This is a genomic window from Spirulina sp. LEGE 11439 (assembly GCF_059821285.1).
Window position 1 is genome coordinate 1 of record NZ_JCAMRX010000008.1, and the last position, 16706, is coordinate 16706.

A 16706-nucleotide genomic window follows, 5' to 3' on the forward strand; every position below is an offset into this window, starting at 1 on the left:
CATTTTTACTGTACTATTTATCTCTTTTTAGCACAACAACTTCGGTAGACCCAAATTAATCATTGTTATCATAAATATTTTTGAAATTTCTCCGGAGTCAAACATTCAAATTCTCCTGTTTCTCTAGCTAATACCCGAATTAATTTATAATTTGCAGATATAAAAAATTGTGCTTTTCCTTCTCGTGCTGTCAAATAAACGCCAATATCCTCGCGAGGAATTTTACCCAGTTTTTCTATCTGAAAATATGTTTTCTCTGCAAAACAAACATAGTGAATATTGAGATTTTGCCAAATTCCGCCTAAAATTTCGGCCACCCCAATCTTTGTTTTTTAAGCGTTTAGCAACTCTTAAAATTTGATTGAGTAGTTCTTCCGAAATAATCGTTTCTAGCCAAGGATTTTTGGCTTCATAGAATCCTATCCAATCGAGAATTTTTGATTCATTGCTATTTTCGTCACTCGCACCAACAATGTAAATATTCGTATCCAAAAAGATTCGCACTGGAGTTTCATTCATCGCTTTGTTTTTTACTAATGAACTCATCTGCCATTTCTTTTTTAATATCTTGAACTAATTGAATGATTTTTTCGCGAGAATCATAACCTGATTCTTCTAAAGATTGCTTAAATTCTTTTTGAAACCTTTCTCGCGGAATGATATCTCGATTTTGATATTCTGCTATTTTATTTTCAGCCTTTTCTATTTCCGTTGCTGTTTCTGGCATGAGAACAATTACTTGTACCGTACTCAGATGCGATACTTTTAAAGGTCGATCTAAAAAAAGTTGACCTTGTTCATCAATTGTTCCGGTAACTGAGAGTGCTTTCATTGCTTTTTCTGAAAGGATAAATTCGCAATCCAATCGTAACGTAAATTATCAGGAGACGATCGCGCTTGCCTGTGAGAACGGAAACCCGTCCCCCCAAAGGCGTATTTTCCCGTCCGAAAAACCCGCCCCGAGATTCTACAATAACTATAGATCGAGGCGATACGGCAAAAGCCACGCTTTGCGATCGCGCGTTATTGGAGGAGAAAAATGCAGCCCACCAACCCCCAACAATTTACAGAAAAAGCATGGCAAGCCGTCGTTAAAACCCCAGAAATTGCCAAACAAAATAATAATCAACAAATCGAAAGCGAACATTTAATCAAAGCCCTTCTCGAACAAGAAGGACTCGCCAGCAGTATTTTTAATAAAGCTAACGTTAGCGTCCAGAAACTCCGCGATCGCGCCGATGAGTTTATCGCCCGTCAGCCCAAAGTCTCCCAAACCAGCGACTCGATCTACTTAGGACGCAGTTTAGACCTACTCCTCGATCGCGCCGAAGCCTTCCGCAAAGAATTTGGCGATGACTATATCTCCATCGAACATCTCATTCTCGCCTATCCTAAAGACGATCGCTTCGGTCGCTCCCTATTTAAGGAATTCGGCTTGACGGAAAATCAATTAAAAGAAATTATTAAAGGAATTCGAGGCAATCAAAAAGTGACGGATCAAAACCCAGAAGGCAAATACGACGCATTAGAAAAATACGGGCGAGAACTGACGGATCTGGCGCGAGAAGGGAAACTCGACCCCGTTATCGGTCGGGATGAGGAAATTCGCCGTACCATCCAAATTCTCTCCCGTCGCACGAAAAATAACCCCGTTTTAATTGGGGAACCCGGAGTCGGAAAAACCGCGATCGCAGAAGGGTTAGCACAACGCATCATCAGCCAAGACGTGCCAGACTCACTTAAAGATCGGCGCGTGTTTGCCCTCGATATGGGTGCATTAATTGCCGGAGCCAAATATCGCGGCGAATTTGAAGAACGCCTCAAAGCCGTCCTCAAAGAGGTTACCGAGTCTCAGGGGCAAATTATCCTCTTTATCGATGAAATCCACACCGTCGTCGGTGCTGGAGCCACTCAAGGGGCAATGGATGCGGGAAATCTCCTTAAACCTATGCTGGCACGAGGAGAACTGCGCTGCATCGGTGCGACGACCTTAGATGAGTATCGCAAGTATATCGAAAAAGATGCCGCCCTAGAACGACGCTTTCAAGAAGTCAGAATCGACGAACCCACCGAAGCCGATACTATCTCCATTTTACGCGGGCTGAAAGAGCGCTACGAGGTTCACCACGGCGTGAAAATTGCCGATAATGCCTTAGTTGCCGCGGCCATGCTTTCCAACCGCTATATTAGCGATCGCTTCCTTCCCGATAAAGCGATCGACTTGGTAGACGAAGCCGCCGCTAAACTCAAAATGGAAATTACCTCCAAACCCGATGAACTCGATGAAGTCGATCGCAAAGTCCTGCAACTGGAAATGGAACGGCTATCTTTGCAAAAAGATAATGACGAAGCTGCCCGCGATCGCTTAGCTATTTTAGAAAAAGAACTCGCCGATTTCAAAGAAGAGCAATCTCGTTTAAATGCCCAGTGGCAATCAGAAAAAGATGTGATTGACAAAATTAACGGAATTAAAGAAGAAATAGACCGCGTGAATTTAGAAATTCAACAAGCAGAACGCGCCTACGACCTCAACCGCGCCGCCGAGTTACGCTATGGAAAACTGACCGATCTACAGCGTCAAATTAAAGAAACTGAAAGCCAATTGACAGATATTCAAACCAGTGGTAAATCCTTATTGCGAGAAGAAGTATTAGAGGATGATATTGCCGAAATTATCTCCAAATGGACGGGAATTCCCCTCAGTAAGTTGGTCGAATCCGAGAAAGCAAAACTCCTGCATTTAGAGGATGAACTCCACGAACGAGTTGTCGGACAAGATGAAGCTGTAACCGCCGTTTCCGATGCTATTCAACGCTCTCGGGCCGGTTTATCAGATCCCAATCGTCCCATTGCTAGCTTCATTTTTCTCGGTCCCACAGGGGTCGGAAAAACGGAACTCGGTAAAGCACTCGCCGCTAATCTTTTTGATACCGAAGAAGCGATCGTTCGTATCGATATGTCGGAATATATGGAGAAACATAGCGTTTCTCGGTTAATGGGTGCGCCTCCGGGTTATGTCGGTTACGAACAAGGGGGACAACTCACTGAAGCCATTCGCCGCCGTCCTTATTCGGTCATTCTCTTTGATGAGATTGAAAAGGCACATAATGATGTCTTTAATGTGCTTTTACAAATCTTAGATGACGGACGTTTAACCGATTCTCAAGGGCATACCGTAGACTTTAAAAACTCCATCATTATTATGACCAGTAATATCGGGTCGCAATACATTCTCGATTTAGCGGGAGATGATGCTAACTATGAGGAAATGCGATCGCGAGTGATGATCGCAATGCAAGAAAATTTCCGTCCTGAATTCCTCAACCGCGTAGATGAATTGATTATTTTCCGCAGTTTGCTGAAGGAACAATTAAAACGTATTGTCAAATTACAAGTTCAGCGTTTGGAAAACCGTTTGAGCGAGCAAAAACTCTCTCTCAAATTGTCGGAAGCAGCATTAGATTATCTAGCAGAATTGGGTTACGATCCTGTCTATGGGGCGCGACCTTTAAAACGAGCCGTACAGCGATATTTAGAAACCGACATTGCCAAAGCAATTTTGCAGGGTGATTTTACTGCCGGGGATACAATTTTTGCAGATGTTGAAGGCGATCGCTTAGCCTTTAAACGCTTATCTGTGGATTTATTAAAAGCATAGAAATAGAGGTGCAAATATTGCACCCTTTTTCTCATTCATTGTTCGTTAAAATGACTGACTATCGAAAAAGTGACTGACTATCGAAATAGAAGAACTCGATATAGCTTTAGGAGAAACTGGTTTACTTTCATCCTAATAACAGTTATAACGCGATAAATTCATTAAAACAACAATAGTAAGAGCGCAAGTATTACATCCTCAATCTATCATCAAAAACTATACGAAGGAAAGCAAATGCTAAACTTTCTCGAACTGCCTCAGCGATCGCAAAAACCTCGTCAGATCGGAATTACGCACGTTATCGATCGCGGTATTGGTCTGAACGCTGCACGAGATTTGCTAGAAACGAGCAGTCATTTCATTGATTTTTTGAAATTAGGATGGGGAACAGGTTACATCACTCAAAATTTAAAAGAGAAGATAGAACTCTATCAAAAATTTAATCTTGAAGTTTATTTTGGTGGAACTTTATTTGAAGTTGCTCTGTTACAAAATAAATTTTATGAATTTCGGAACATGCTGCAAGATTTTCATATTACTCACGTTGAAGTTTCAACTGGAAGTCTCGAACTGTCTATAGAAGAAAAACAAAAATATATCCGAGAACTAGCAAAAGATTTTATTGTTTTGTCAGAAGTGGGAAGCAAGGATGCCACAAAAGTAATGGCTCCTCATCTTTGGATTGAAATGATTCAAGCTGATTTAGAAGCAGGAGCGTGGAAAGTTATTGCTGAAGCTCGGGAAAGTGGGACAGCAGGAATCTACCGACATGATGGAGAAATTCGTGCTGGCCTGATTGATGAAATCATTACCCAAATTCATCCCCATCAACTCTTATTTGAGGCTCCTGATAAAGCTCAACAAGTTTGGTTAATTAAAAAATTTGGACATTCTGTAAATTTAGGGAATATTAGTATTAATGATGTTATTCCATTAGAAACACTCAGGCTGGGTTTGCGAAGTGATTCAATTGATTTGAATTTTTCTCAAGACAAGTAATATAATTAACTTATACTATATTTGTCAGTTATCTTCGGACTCTATGAGTTTAGTCCAGTATTTTGTCTTCTTTGGAGAGAAAGCAATGAATTTACCTCAAAATCCAAGTAGTATTTTCCATTTAGCGATACCCAGCCACGATTTGCGTGCAACTAAAAAATTCTATATGGAAGTTTTAGATTGTCAAGTTGCACGAGAATACGATGACAGAATAACTCTAGATTTTTTTGGCGATCAATTGGTTTGTCATTTTGCTCCCAATGAAATCGACCAAAATCCCAAGATGTATCCCCGTCATTTTGGACGCACATTTTTAGAGCGCTCTCAATTCGATCGGATACTCGAACAAGCAGAAAAATATGATATTAAATTTCTGCACAAACTTTCCACTCGTTTTGCCGATCGCCCTGAAAAACATTTAACTTTTGCTTTACTCGATCCTTCCAATAATGTGATTGAATTTAAGTATTATTTTGTTCCCGACTACATTTACTAGATTTGATTGCACCAATATTTTATATTTCTCCAAAAAGGAAGAGCGAAGATTAGGTGTTGCACGTATAAATTCAAAATTAACATAAATTGTTCTGACAATCATAAATGTAACTAAAGAGAACCACAAGAGATTATTATCTTGATATAACCAAGCAGGTATAATAATTGGAAGAAATCCAATAGTAAACCCTAATAATGCAGAATTACGAACAACTACTGTATTGCTTAAACCAATAAAATAGCCATCAAACATAAATGCAATTGCATTAAAAACAAGAAGAGGAATTAGCCAAAGAAGATAATTTTTTAATTCATTAATGACTTCAAAATGATTCGTTAATATTCCAAATATTGTGTCAGGAAAAATACTCGAAATCCCAGCAAAAAGAAAAGCAAAAAAAACACCCGTGCTAACTGAAAATACAGCTAAAAATGGTAAGTGATCCTGTTTGCCCTGTCCGAGAAAATTTCCAGCCAAGGTTTCGGCTGCCAAGCCAAAACCTTCAATAAAAGAGATTGTGAAGAGAAACATTTCAATGATTAAAGCATTTCCTGCTAAAACCTGTGTACCAATTGCCGCACTGATATTTGTAAAAATAACTAAACTGGCTCGATTACTTAATATTTTAAGAAACGTATCTCGATTAACAAAAAAAACTGTTTTAAATCTAGACCATTGCCAAAAGCGATCGCTTAACTGTTTAACCTCTTCCAAATCAATTTCTTGACTGATATAGAATAAACCGATAAATAATGTTAAATATTGACTCAAACAAGCCGATAAACCTGCCCCCATACTCCCCCAACTCCATTGAATGATAGAAAAATAATCAAACACAATATTGCCTACATTGCCAATGATTGTCATAATTACAACTCTTCCGCTCATCTCTTTTCCCAATAGCCAACCAATCACGACTAGATTGAGAGCAACCGCAGGTGCGCCCCAAATTCGAGCCTTAAAATAAGCAATACCCGACATTTTCACGTCTTCAGGTGCATCGAGTAAAAGAAACCAAATTTTTTCGATAGGGTATTGTAAGAGAACGATTAATATCCCCAAGACTAAGGCAATCAACCCGTTGCGTAAACCCACCAATAGCATTGCCTCGCGATCGTCTTGACCTACAGCTTGTGCAGTGATTCCTGTCGTTCCCATGCGCAGAAAATGTAACAGTCGGTAGAGGTAAGTAAATAAAACTGTTGCAACGGCAACTCCTGCTAAATAGCGAATCTCTGTCAAATGTCCAAGAAAAGCCACACTAACCAATCCCGATAAAGGAATCATAATATTAGATAGCGTATTGGTCAGCGCCAGCTTATAAAAACGAGGAAGAAAATGATCCGAGTTCAATTGGGTTAGGCTCATAGACTTAAAGATTGATCGCATTGGAGAAGTTATTAGTTTTCGTTAAGAATTCTAAAATACTAGAAACGATACCTAGTAGAGCTGAAATGTTGGCAACCCGATCGCATTTTCTCAATAGTTGCTAAATTGGGAATGGGTAATTTGGGAATCAGTCATGGGTAATTGGATGAAAAAACTTAGCTTTACAGCAAGTTTGGCATTTTGGGCATTTCCCCTCATTTCTAGTTCTGCGATCGCCCAAGAGAGACAGCAAGGGCGAGACTATACCCCTGTCTTTCCGCGAACTGCCCCCCCAACCGCACCGGCGCGATCGCAACCTCAAAGACAACAGATCCAGCGCGATTTTCGCGTTACGGCCCTACAAGAGGACTATACCGGAGATTTGTGGGTAGGGACGTGGATGGGTTTAACCCGAATTAACCCCCATACCGGCGCGATCGTCGCCCGAGCCAGCTTGCCAGATTACACCCTTTCCAGCCTAACAATGGATCGCTCGGGGCGCATCTGGGGGGGCAGTTATCGCGGTTTAGTGCGAGTCGATCCCCGCAGTAACGAACTCACTGCCTATAGCTTCCGCTTGCCCTCCAATCGCGTTTTATCCCTGCTCATCGACAATCGCGGCTATCTTTGGGTGGGCACCGATCGCGGTTTAGCCCTCATCAGTCCCGATCGCGGGCTGTTAATGACTACATTGCAAGATTTACCCGGAGTCAGTGCCAATACCCTCGCCCTCGATACAGAAGGACAATTGTGGGTCGGAACCCTCGAAGGATTGGTGCGAATCGATACCGCTAGCGCCTATCCCATCGGTCGCATGACCAGTTTGCCCGGGGGGATCGTGCAAGCGATCGACACTTCCCCCGATGGCACCCTTTGGGTCGGGACAATTTCGGGATTGCTAGAAATCGATCCCCTCAAACGGCAAATTATCCGTTCGATTCGTCCTTTTGAGGGTCGGAGTATCACCTCAATTCGCTTTGCTGATAACGGTCGCGTTTGGGTCGGCAGCGAAAATGGCTTATATGAGTTCGATCCTCAAAGCGGTCAAGTTATGGGACAAATTCCCAATCTTCCCTCCAGCCGCATTTTATCTCTCTCTCCTGACACGGGAAATAAACTTTGGGTTGGCACTTCCGAAGGGTTAGCATGGGTCAGTCAATCATCGGGCTTAGTCCGTCCTCATCTGGCATTTGTCCGCAATCCCCCTATTAATTATTAAACAAGTGAAGAGTAAAGAGTAAAGAGTAAAGAGTAACAACCAATGCCAGTAACAACCCGAAAATTAATAGAGTGGAAACAAAAAGGGCGCGCGATCGCCGTTCTGACAGCATGGGATTATGCGATCGCTAACCTTCTCGATGAAGCAGGAATCGATATTATTCTTGTGGGGGATTCCTTAGCAATGGTCGCGTTAGGATATGAAAACACCTTACCCGTCACCCTTGATGAAATGCTTCATCACACCGCTGCCGTCAGTCGCGGCAGGAAAAATGCCTTGGTGGTTTGCGATCTGCCGTTTCTCAGCTATCAAGAAAGCCTAGAAATGGCGGTGCGCTCTGCCGGACGCGCTCTCAAAGAAGCAGGAGCGCAAGCTGTTAAAATAGAAGGAGCAAGCCCGGATATTCTCAAAACTATTAATAAACTCACCGCCATTGGTATTCCCGTTATGGGTCATGTGGGATTAACCCCTCAATCCGTTCATCAATTGGGGTACAAACAACAAGGGAAAACAGAAGAACGCGGAGAGCAAATTTTACAAGATGCGATCGCCGTGGCTGAAGCAGGAGCATTTTCGATTATCCTCGAACATATTCCCTCTGCTCTGGCCGCTCAAATTACCGCTCGGATTCCCATTCCGACCATCGGCATCGGAGCCGGCTCTGATTGCGACGGACAGGTGCTCGTGACGGCAGATTTGCTCGGACTCTCCCAAAAACAGCCTCCTTTTGCGAAAACTTACCTGAATCTTCGCCAAATTGCGACCCAAGCCGTGGGAGAATTTATCAATGAAGTGCGAGAGCATAAGTTTCCTCATTAAAAAAGTCTCAATATGTCAATATGTCAATAAATATGTCAAATATGTCCATCCATCGCAAAGCCCTTTTAAAAATCAAAAATAAATATAAAATTTCCAATGTTTCCATCAGTCGCTTGACGGGAATTAGCGAAAATCATCTCTCTCAATTTTTTCGCGGCAATCGCAATGCGACAGATGCAGTTTTAGACGAAATTCTCGGAGCACTGGAACATATTAATCCGGGAGCGCGAGAAGAATACGGTATGGAAATCTCCCAAAGTCACAGTCCTCAATCTTTACAAAAATGGATTGAGGGGATGAGTAATGAAGAAATGTATTCGTTATTGGTTGCTCTTTCTCAAAGATACAAACCGGAAGACTTTTCTCTGCGTAATCGAAAAATTTAAGCAAAATTCACAAAATTTCACACCAATAGAGTTGACAATTGTTTGTTGTTGCTCTTTTCCTGGCTAGCGCGATCGCGATGGAGGGGAAGAACGACTATGAATTTTGTCCCGTTCTCTTGGGTCGAATTCACGGCGATCGTCCCTTGATGTTTTTCAATAATTTTATAAGCAATAGAAAGCCCCAATCCTGTCCCTTGCCCAATGGGTTTAGTGGTAAAGAAGGGATCGAAGAGTTTAGCTTGAATCTCTGGGGGAATACCGAAACCATTATCACTAATCGTAATGCCCACTCGTTCGGAAGCGAGTTTTTCCGTGTGAATGACAATCTGAGGCTGTTTTTGAGAATGGAGGGGAACTTCCTCGATCGCATCAAGGGCATTCGCCAGCAAATGCAGAAAGACTTGATTGAGTTGCGCGGGATAACATTCAACTAAAGGCAAGTCGCCATAATCTTGGACGATTTTAATGCGATCGCCAATACGATTATTGAGAATAATCAGCGTACTATTTAATCCCTCGTGCAAATCGACCGCTTTCATATCAGCTTCATCCAACCGCGAAAAATTGCGGAGAGAAGTCACGATCGATTGAATGCGATGGGTGCCTTGTCTCATGGAAGCGAGAATTTTCGGGAAATCTTCGATTAAAAACTCTAACTCGATCTCGTCGATTTGCGAGCGAATGGGGTCAGGGGGTTGAGGATACTCTGTTTGATAGTGTTGAATTAAGGTCAGCAAATTTTGCAGATAATCATCGAGATATTCAATATTTCCGTGAATAAAATTAACGGGATTATTGATTTCATGGGCAATGCCCCCCACCATTTGCCCCAAACTCGACATTTTTTCACTATGAACGAGTTGTGCTTGGGTTTGCTGGAGTTCTCGGGTGTATTCATCCATCCACTGGATAAGTTGATTGAGGGACGTAGCAAGAGCGCCGATCTCATCGGTGGTGGTAATCGGAGCGCGGAGATTAAAGTTGGATTCTCGGGTGACTTCTCGGGCAACATTTTTGACGGTAATGAGAGGACGCGCGATCGCACGACCGGTCAGTAATGCTAAGAACGCTGCGATCGCACCACTCAATACCATACTTCCAACAATCATGAATAAACGCAGCCGCCGAATGTCATTTAAGTTTTGGGTGGCTTGTATTTTTTGATTTTCAGCCGCAGTTAGGGCTTGGGTTAAATCTTCGGTGAGATAATTGAAACGGATCTCGAGTTTGAGAGAAGCAGGACTGCTCAGAAAATTAAGAAGTTGCAAGCGTCCCGAGGGAATTTCGGCTGGAGTTAGGTTCGCAAAATTGAGTTGCAGCCACAATGCGGCGATCGCCTGTCGATATTGTTCGATCGCGGTGTCGTACTCTTGAAGAATTGTGCCAAATTTTTCGGGAGCGACGGCCAAGCGATGGGGATTGTTTTCTAGAAAGCGTAGGAGGTTATCAATATTTTCCTTAGTGCGATCGACGTGTAGGGAAAATCGGGCGCGTTCCAAGTCAAAAAAGATCGCTTTGCCAAATGTTGGCATTAACTGTTGCGGATGCAATCGCATCTCCGAGACGGCAGCTTTTAAATCTTCGAGGTGATGTTCTTGAGTATTGGCCAGATCGAGTGCTTCTAAGGCTTGCCTTTCGTAATAGTCTCCCAAACTCAAGCCAATTCCTGTCCCCACGATCGCAATCCCCAAAGCCAAAGCATAGGTGTAAGCAAATTTTTGGGAAATATTCCACCGACTCAGCGATCGCTCGAGCCAAGGGAAAGAAATTTTGTCCGTATAATGTTTGAATTGGGCAACAAGTTTGGGAGTCGGTTTGAGTTTCGAGGGTGTATCCATCGAGACACACTCTCGATTTCCTACCCCAGACATTGAAGAGTGTTTATTTTTCATTATGGAAATTGTTTGGGGACGATGAACAACAATTCTGCTGGGAAAATTCTGCTGATGCGCCGGAGAAAGGGAGCAAGTACTTTTCAGAAGATAAGTAACTCTCTTTGAGAACAACTCGATGTTGCCAAAATTTGCTAATTTTTGATTAAGATATATTTAATCATATTTTTTTCAAAATATGTGAGTCATTAAAATTCTTAACCTTTATACTTAATATTGCTTTTTTAAAAAAGTGTTCGCTTAAAAGAAAATGAAAATATGTAAAGAAAATTCAGAACAATCGTCATTTCAATGAACAATTATCAGTTCCCACCGCTAAAGCGAGAGGCTTGAACTCTTACTCTTTTTGGTCAAACTTCCTTTTGCCGTCAAACTTCTTTTTACTGAGAAAATAACCCTAAAGAAACGCGATCGCTATCAATTTCCTGCATTTGAGTTAAGGCTTGGAGTGCTCGTCCATAGGGAATATCGGGATCGGCAACCAAGAAAACGATATTTTGAGGATTTTCTTGTAAATAGAGTGAAATTTGTTCTTGAATTTCTATTTCAGTTAAAATTTTTTCTCTAAATAAAAATTGTTCCTGTGGATTCAAATAAACAATAACAGAATTTTCTCCTATATTGCCAACAATTTCTCCTCCTGCTTCTCCTCGAGGAAGTTGAACCTCTATACTCTCAAGAGAAGTTTTTAAAGAGAGAGAAATGAGGATAAAAAATGCCAAAACAACCATCATAACATTGAGTAAGGGAATGAGGTCGAGTCTGGGAATTTGCGAATTTCGTTTTTTCGCCCTAAAGTTCATTGATAACTGATAACTGATAACTGTTTACTGAATGGCTAAGGAAACGCGATCGCCACCAAGTTTTCCCAGTTTTTGCAAAAGTTGGCTAATGTATTGATAGGGTAGCTGGCGATCGGCGGCTAGGATGATTTTGCCCTCTGGGTACTCTGCTAAAAATGTTTGTACGGTTTTTGTCATTTCCACTTCCGAAAGAGAGCGATCGCGCCAGAAAAGAGTTCCTTCCCGATCTAGGGAAAAACTTAACATTTCTTCTTGAATTGTAATATCTTCCTGCTCCGCCGTTCCAATTGTCGGTAATTCTAAATTGCTCGTTTGTTGGCTTTTCAAGGTCATAGAAATAATCAGGAAAAAAGTCAAAATGCACATGATCACATCAATAGTCGGTACAAGATTGACTTCCGGTAATGTGGTTTTCCTTTTTTGACGATTAAATTGCATAAATTTTCTGCAAAATTCAGCCAGCAGAATGCACCATCATAAAATATTTCAAAATTAAATTGATAACCTAAGCTGAAAGGGTGCGAGCTTCATTCACCCATTGTTGCACCTGTTCGATCGGCGGGCATAAATCTCCTCGTTTTAGGGTGGCAACTTGAAAGCGCAACATTTGTCGATGCAGTCGATAGACAGGAGTTTGAGCGAGTTGGGTAACAGAAGCAATACCAGAATGCAGCAACAGTCCACAATGGTTGCATCCCACCCCGGGAAGGCGTGCTAAATCTGCGAGTGCCACCCATTTATTCACTTGTTGGGGTTGCAATTTGAGTTGTTCGGCGATCGCATTTCTTTTTTCTAGAGTGTTACCCTGTTGCAATAATTGCTCCGTATTTTCGATGCCGAGAGAATGTAATAAACCGCCATCTTCCTCGCTCATGCCGGGAAGTTCTGCTACCAACCAAGTTTTTAAAAGATTCATAATGTTCAGGAAATGAGCGATACAAAATCAAGAGTTGCGATCGCGAATTTAATTGACGATCTACCCTGGAACGATCGCTAAATCCAAAATAGGTTGATGAGTTAAGCATAACCCATGACAGGTCAAAAGATCGGGTTTTTGTACCCCGAGAGAAATACAGGTGCTTTCGTGGGGAAAAGGAAAAAGGCGATCGAAGAAAATTTCCTCCCCTCGCCAGCTAAATTGTAAGGTGTAAACGGTAGGAGGGGCTGCTAAATGCGCCAAAAGTTCGTAAGCGAGATGGTAAAGGGGTTGGCGTAAAGCATCAGAGAGATGGAAAGGTTGTTCGTAGACTTGGTTTTCTTCGTTCCACGCGATCGCCTCGGCATATAAGGGTCCTTTTGCCGTGAGAACAATGGGCAGCCAATAATGACCCTCCTCGCTTGCATACTCTAAATTCTCAGTCACCCAGCACCGCAATTTTTCGACATCTTGACACTGTTGATAAACTGATTTTGCCGGAAATTCGAGGGTTTCTGGAATGTTAAAAGTGAGAGGATAAATTGTATTTTGAGATGTAGGTATTGCGTTAGCAGGAAAAATTTTGACAGAAGCGTTAGGAGAATGAGAGAGAAGTGCTTGTTTGAATGCAACAAGATCGGGGGCATCTGTGGGGCGATCGGAAATCACAAAAATTTCAGTCATGGGAATTTTTTAGGGCAAATAAGGAGGGCGCTTCTGCGCCCTAAAACTCAATGAAAAAACAGTCACGATCGCTATTCACTATGTTTACTGTTTACTAATAACTGTTCGCCGTTAGACGCTACCAAAACTCGGGATAGGACCCGATAAACGGCGAGCAAAACTGGGCAGATCGACTCGCGAGGTATTGCGGCGAGTTTTGACGGCGAGACGATAGCTGACGCTTTGTAATTCAACATGTAGTTGACGATTTTCCCGTTGCAAGCGTTCGATCTTTTCCTTCACAGGGATCATGCGTTCTTCAAATTTGCGTCGATAAATTTGCGGCATTTCTTGCAATGCCTGTTCCAGCATTCTCGTGCGATCGCCAGTTTCTTGAACCGACTGCCGCAATTGATAAATTTCGCGATCGCGGGCCGCAATCTGTTGTTGATAAAAGGTAACTTGTTGTTCAACTTCCTGTAATTGTTCCCGCAGCATCCGCATTTCAGCTTTGTGACGTTCGGATACGTCGGGCTGGGGCATAAACTGATTATTGCCTTTAACCAAGCGAAATAGTTCCTGAGACAACTGTTGTACCAGTTGATCTCGCATCTTCAACTCATCGCTTAGGCGGGTCACTTCACCCCGCAGGCTGCTAACATTGGTTTTTTCGGTGATATTCACAGCGACTCGACTCCGTTTTTAGGCTGATTGGCGGCATATGAAGGGCATTACCGCTCATTTTATCTGCTTTTTTAAAATTTGCACAGAAAATTTTCTGGCGGAGGGAAGTGCGATCGCATCGGCTGAGATCGTCTTTTGTTACAATTTCAGGGAAATTCAATATTTTATAATCAATCTGATGAGAGCGATCGCTAATTTTCTCACCTCTCTAATTCTTGCCGTTTGGCTCATTGTCATTGCCACGATTTCAATCCAAAACATTCAGCCGATTTCTCTCAAGTTTTTGACCTTTCAGTCGATTGAATTTCCTTTTGGTATTGTCTTAACCTTTAGTGTTGTCGCAGGATTACTTTTGGGTGGACTTTTCCCCACGTTATCGGGAAAAGTCCAAAGATCGAGAGTCAAAAAATCTCGATAAATCTTTAACTGATAACTGATAACTGATAACTGATAACTGATAACTGATTTAACAGCTTACCGTCTCATCAGGAAGAATTGCCCCATTGAGTTTCGTTCCCTCGAGGTTTGCGCCGCTTAAATCTGCACCGCTTAAATCTGCACCGCTTAAATCCGCACCACTTAAATCCGCACCACTTAAATCCGCACCGCTTAAATTTGCTAAAGTTAACTTCGATCGCTGTAAATTAGTATGGGTTAAATTCGCGTCCGCAAGATTGGCACTCGGTAACTCAATCCCGCTTAAATTCTTGCCAGAAAGGTTAACACAAGGCGCGATCGGACAGGCTCCCGCTGCGATCGGATCGAAATCTAAGGGAAATTGCGTTTGAGGGTTGTAGAGCGCTCCTTGTAGGTTAATCCCATCTAGCATAGTTTCGCTTAAATTGGCACTGTAGAGATAAGTCCGACTAAAATTTGCCCCACTCAAATCCGATCCCGTCAAATTTGCCCCCATTAAACTGGCTCCAATTAAAGTTGCAGAAGCAAAATTGACTCCGATCAGTTCTGTTCCCACAAATTGAGAATTCAAACAATACGCCTCCATTAAATCTGCACCCGTGAAGAAAGCTAAATTAAAAATAGCATTGCTGAGATTAGCTCTGATTAATTCTGCCATACTCAAATCCCCACGAGAACAGTTCGTCGATTCAAGATCGGCATCTTCTAAATTTGTGCTGCTCAAATTGGAGTTACTTAAATCTGCATTTTGAAAATTGGCTTTGGAGAGAATCGCTCCTGTGAAATCAACCCCTTGTAATGCCGCCGAACTCAAATCGATTTCGGGTAATTCGAGATCGCAAAAATTGCGTTCCCCTGCTGCATACTGTTTGAGGATATTTTGCCGATTCATTCGCTATTACTGCCTGGCGATCGATACAATTTTAGCAAATCTTTACTCTATTATTGCTGAACGAGAAGGAAAACAGAAGAAGCCCACAGAAAAACAAGCGGAAAACGAAGATTTTCTGAAAAGATGCTTGAGAATCGGGAGTTTGCGGTTTACTAATAATTGCTAACCGATCGCGGAGGATCTCATGTCAGCAGAATTTATGGATTTTCTCAAGCACAAATATGCTTATGTGGCAATCGGGGAATTCAAACCCGGTAAGTTTGAGGAAGCGGAACGCTTGTTTGCTAGTGCGGTCTCGACTTACACTCATGGCTTTAAAGGGGCTTATTTATTGCGAGAAGAACCCAATACAGATAAAGGCATTGCTTTTATTCTCTGGGACAATATTGAAGACATGGATGGCAATCGTAACGAAACTCACGAAAAGATCTTACAGAAAATGGCTCATTTATTTGTTTCCCCGCCAACAACTGCTTTTTATGAAGTGAGCAGCGAAATCAACGGGGAAACGTAAGTTACGAAAACCACTCCATCGAGTTTATCCTGTAATTTCCTGTTTGGCCGCGGCATTTTTAGGCATGGGTTTCACGGGTTTGGGGGTATGGCGTTTAAATTTGGCAATGGCTTCGCTAGCAGCGACGATCGCATTGCGATCGGAGTCATTGAGGGCGCGTTGCAAGTAAGGGATGACTTCGCGAGAATTGATTTGAGCCAAGGCGGTCACGGCGGCCAAACGCACAGCAGGCTTGGTATCTTGCGATAGTTTACCTAAAATAGGAATAGCGCGTTCGATCTCGCTCCTGACTTTTTGTCCTGCGGCAATATTCCCGATCGCAAGGGCGGCTTGTTGGCGCAGGACGGGATCGGGGTCGTAAGTATTATCGAACAGTTGCACGAGATTCGTCCCTAGACGGTCGGTTTCTCGGTATTTCTGAGACTCGAGGGGTGGAACTGCCGGCGGTGGCTCGGGAATCGCTGTCGGGACGGGTTGCGGTGATGGTACAGAAGAACTGTGCGCTTGCAATTCTTCGATATCTCGGGCGTGTTTTTCTTCAATTTTGGCGATCGTTTGTTCGACTTCTCGTTCTCGAGCGGCGATCGCGTGTTGGGCTTCTTCCGCGCGATCGCTGAGGGATCTCTCAGCTTCTTCTCGAGCGGCGATCGCGGCGGCTAATTGTTGTTTTAACTCGCTTTCTTTCTCCTGAGATTGTTGTAAATATTCTGTTTTTAACCCGGCGATCGTCTGTTGCCATTCACTTTCATGGGCTTGGTTTAACTCAAGACGCAGTTGTTCTAAACGCGCCCCTTCACCTCGGCGCTGTTTCTCCAAAGCCGAGCGGTATATCCCCGTCCCGACTACGGTTGAAAGGCCGCACCCCATGAGCAAGCCGATAATAATATCCATAAAACTTCTCCCTAATACCCATTTTAAAGATAGTCAAATTGTATATTAAGCGATTCTCTGGGGAAAACGCGATCTGTTTGACTTGAATT

20 protein-coding genes are annotated in these 16706 nt (G+C 42.7%); 9 read left to right on the forward strand and 11 right to left on the reverse strand.

Annotated elements, in window-relative coordinates; genetic code table 11:
- Window positions 1-68: 68 nt before the first annotated feature.
- Together AC6RV6_RS07775 and AC6RV6_RS07780 are read right to left on the reverse strand one after the other, a co-directional pair.
- Window positions 69-317 (reverse strand): PIN domain-containing protein, encoded by a 249-nt coding sequence (locus AC6RV6_RS07775; protein WP_500240197.1) that lies wholly within the window; start codon window positions 315-317, stop codon window positions 69-71.
- A 194-nt stretch (window positions 318-511) separates the two neighbouring features.
- Window positions 512-832 carry a hypothetical protein gene (locus tag AC6RV6_RS07780; protein ID WP_500240198.1) on the reverse strand — a complete coding sequence of 107 codons (321 nt, stop codon included), beginning with the start codon at window positions 830-832 and terminating at the stop codon, window positions 512-514.
- Between the two features lie 65 nt (window positions 833-897).
- Between AC6RV6_RS07780 and AC6RV6_RS07785 the strand changes: the two genes are divergently transcribed.
- From AC6RV6_RS07785 to AC6RV6_RS07800, 4 genes are all read left to right on the forward strand, one after another.
- Window positions 898-1095: a hypothetical protein gene (locus tag AC6RV6_RS07785; RefSeq protein ID WP_500240200.1), complete on the forward strand. Its 198-nt coding sequence runs from the start codon at window positions 898-900 to the stop codon at window positions 1093-1095.
- Window positions 1040-3658, forward strand: coding sequence for an ATP-dependent chaperone ClpB (gene clpB, locus AC6RV6_RS07790; protein ID WP_500240202.1), 2619 nt, complete (start codon window positions 1040-1042; stop codon window positions 3656-3658). Before AC6RV6_RS07785 ends, clpB begins: the two co-directional genes overlap by 56 nt.
- Before the next feature lie 234 nt (window positions 3659-3892).
- A complete protein-coding gene (locus AC6RV6_RS07795) occupies window positions 3893-4657 on the forward strand; it encodes a phosphosulfolactate synthase (protein WP_500240205.1) in 765 nt (254 codons plus the stop codon).
- Window positions 4658-4742: 85 nt separating this feature from the next.
- Window positions 4743-5153 (forward strand): VOC family protein, encoded by a 411-nt coding sequence (locus AC6RV6_RS07800; protein WP_500240206.1) that lies wholly within the window; start codon window positions 4743-4745, stop codon window positions 5151-5153.
- Here the strand turns inward: AC6RV6_RS07800 and gntT are convergent.
- Window positions 5088-6521 carry a guanitoxin biosynthesis MATE family efflux transporter GntT gene (gene gntT, locus AC6RV6_RS07805; protein WP_500240208.1) on the reverse strand — a complete coding sequence of 478 codons (1434 nt, stop codon included), beginning with the start codon at window positions 6519-6521 and terminating at the stop codon, window positions 5088-5090. The two genes, AC6RV6_RS07800 and gntT, sit on opposite strands and share 66 nt — an antisense overlap.
- A 166-nt stretch (window positions 6522-6687) precedes the next feature.
- Here gntT and AC6RV6_RS07810 point away from each other — a divergent pair, with 166 nt between their 5' ends.
- The 3 genes from AC6RV6_RS07810 to AC6RV6_RS07820 are packed head-to-tail and all read left to right on the forward strand — an operon-like array spanning window position 6688 to window position 8945.
- Window positions 6688-7740 carry a ligand-binding sensor domain-containing protein gene (locus tag AC6RV6_RS07810; RefSeq protein ID WP_500240210.1) on the forward strand — a complete coding sequence of 351 codons (1053 nt, stop codon included), beginning with the start codon at window positions 6688-6690 and terminating at the stop codon, window positions 7738-7740.
- Window positions 7741-7782: 42 nt separating this feature from the next.
- Window positions 7783-8559, forward strand: a complete 777-nt coding sequence (gene panB / locus AC6RV6_RS07815; protein ID WP_500240211.1) for a 3-methyl-2-oxobutanoate hydroxymethyltransferase — start codon at window positions 7783-7785, stop codon at window positions 8557-8559.
- 41 nt (window positions 8560-8600) lie between these two features.
- Window positions 8601-8945, forward strand: a complete 345-nt coding sequence (locus tag AC6RV6_RS07820; RefSeq protein WP_500240213.1) for a helix-turn-helix domain-containing protein — start codon at window positions 8601-8603, stop codon at window positions 8943-8945.
- A gap of 17 nt (window positions 8946-8962) precedes the next feature.
- Here AC6RV6_RS07820 and AC6RV6_RS07825 read toward each other — a convergent pair whose 3' ends face one another.
- The 6 genes from AC6RV6_RS07825 to AC6RV6_RS07850 all read right to left on the reverse strand — a co-directional run bounded on the left by AC6RV6_RS07825 (window position 8963) and on the right by AC6RV6_RS07850 (window position 13903).
- On the reverse strand, window positions 8963-10837 hold the full coding sequence (locus AC6RV6_RS07825) for a sensor histidine kinase (RefSeq protein ID WP_500240214.1): 1875 nt from the start codon (window positions 10835-10837) through the stop codon (window positions 8963-8965).
- Window positions 10838-11217: 380 nt separating this feature from the next.
- Complete coding sequence (locus AC6RV6_RS07830) at window positions 11218-11640, reverse strand: ExbD/TolR family protein (RefSeq protein ID WP_500240215.1); 423 nt, start codon at window positions 11638-11640, stop codon at window positions 11218-11220.
- Between the two features lie 24 nt (window positions 11641-11664).
- Window positions 11665-12078 (reverse strand): ExbD/TolR family protein, encoded by a 414-nt coding sequence (locus AC6RV6_RS07835; protein ID WP_500240217.1) that lies wholly within the window; start codon window positions 12076-12078, stop codon window positions 11665-11667.
- Between the two features lie 67 nt (window positions 12079-12145).
- On the reverse strand, window positions 12146-12556 hold the full coding sequence (locus tag AC6RV6_RS07840) for a DUF4332 domain-containing protein (RefSeq protein WP_500240218.1): 411 nt from the start codon (window positions 12554-12556) through the stop codon (window positions 12146-12148).
- A gap of 60 nt (window positions 12557-12616) precedes the next feature.
- Window positions 12617-13240, reverse strand: a complete 624-nt coding sequence (locus tag AC6RV6_RS07845; protein ID WP_500240219.1) for a hypothetical protein — start codon at window positions 13238-13240, stop codon at window positions 12617-12619.
- 111 nt (window positions 13241-13351) lie between these two features.
- Window positions 13352-13903, reverse strand: a complete 552-nt coding sequence (locus AC6RV6_RS07850; RefSeq protein ID WP_500240221.1) for an Npun_F5560 family protein — start codon at window positions 13901-13903, stop codon at window positions 13352-13354.
- 37 nt (window positions 13904-13940) lie between these two features.
- Here AC6RV6_RS07850 and AC6RV6_RS07855 point away from each other — a divergent pair, with 37 nt between their 5' ends.
- Window positions 13941-14321 carry a LapA family protein gene (locus AC6RV6_RS07855; protein ID WP_500240223.1) on the forward strand — a complete coding sequence of 127 codons (381 nt, stop codon included), beginning with the start codon at window positions 13941-13943 and terminating at the stop codon, window positions 14319-14321.
- A gap of 48 nt (window positions 14322-14369) precedes the next feature.
- Here AC6RV6_RS07855 and AC6RV6_RS07860 read toward each other — a convergent pair whose 3' ends face one another.
- Window positions 14370-15212 carry a pentapeptide repeat-containing protein gene (locus AC6RV6_RS07860; RefSeq protein WP_500240224.1) on the reverse strand — a complete coding sequence of 281 codons (843 nt, stop codon included), beginning with the start codon at window positions 15210-15212 and terminating at the stop codon, window positions 14370-14372.
- A 184-nt stretch (window positions 15213-15396) separates the two neighbouring features.
- On the opposite strand from AC6RV6_RS07860, the gene AC6RV6_RS07865 reads away from it, so the two are divergent.
- A complete protein-coding gene (locus AC6RV6_RS07865; protein ID WP_500240225.1) occupies window positions 15397-15726 on the forward strand; it encodes an antibiotic biosynthesis monooxygenase family protein in 330 nt (109 codons plus the stop codon).
- 24 nt (window positions 15727-15750) lie between these two features.
- Here the strand turns inward: AC6RV6_RS07865 and AC6RV6_RS07870 are convergent, their stop codons facing one another.
- Window positions 15751-16617, reverse strand: a complete 867-nt coding sequence (locus tag AC6RV6_RS07870; RefSeq protein WP_500240227.1) for a HEAT repeat domain-containing protein — start codon at window positions 16615-16617, stop codon at window positions 15751-15753.
- Window positions 16618-16706: the final 89 nt, after the last annotated feature.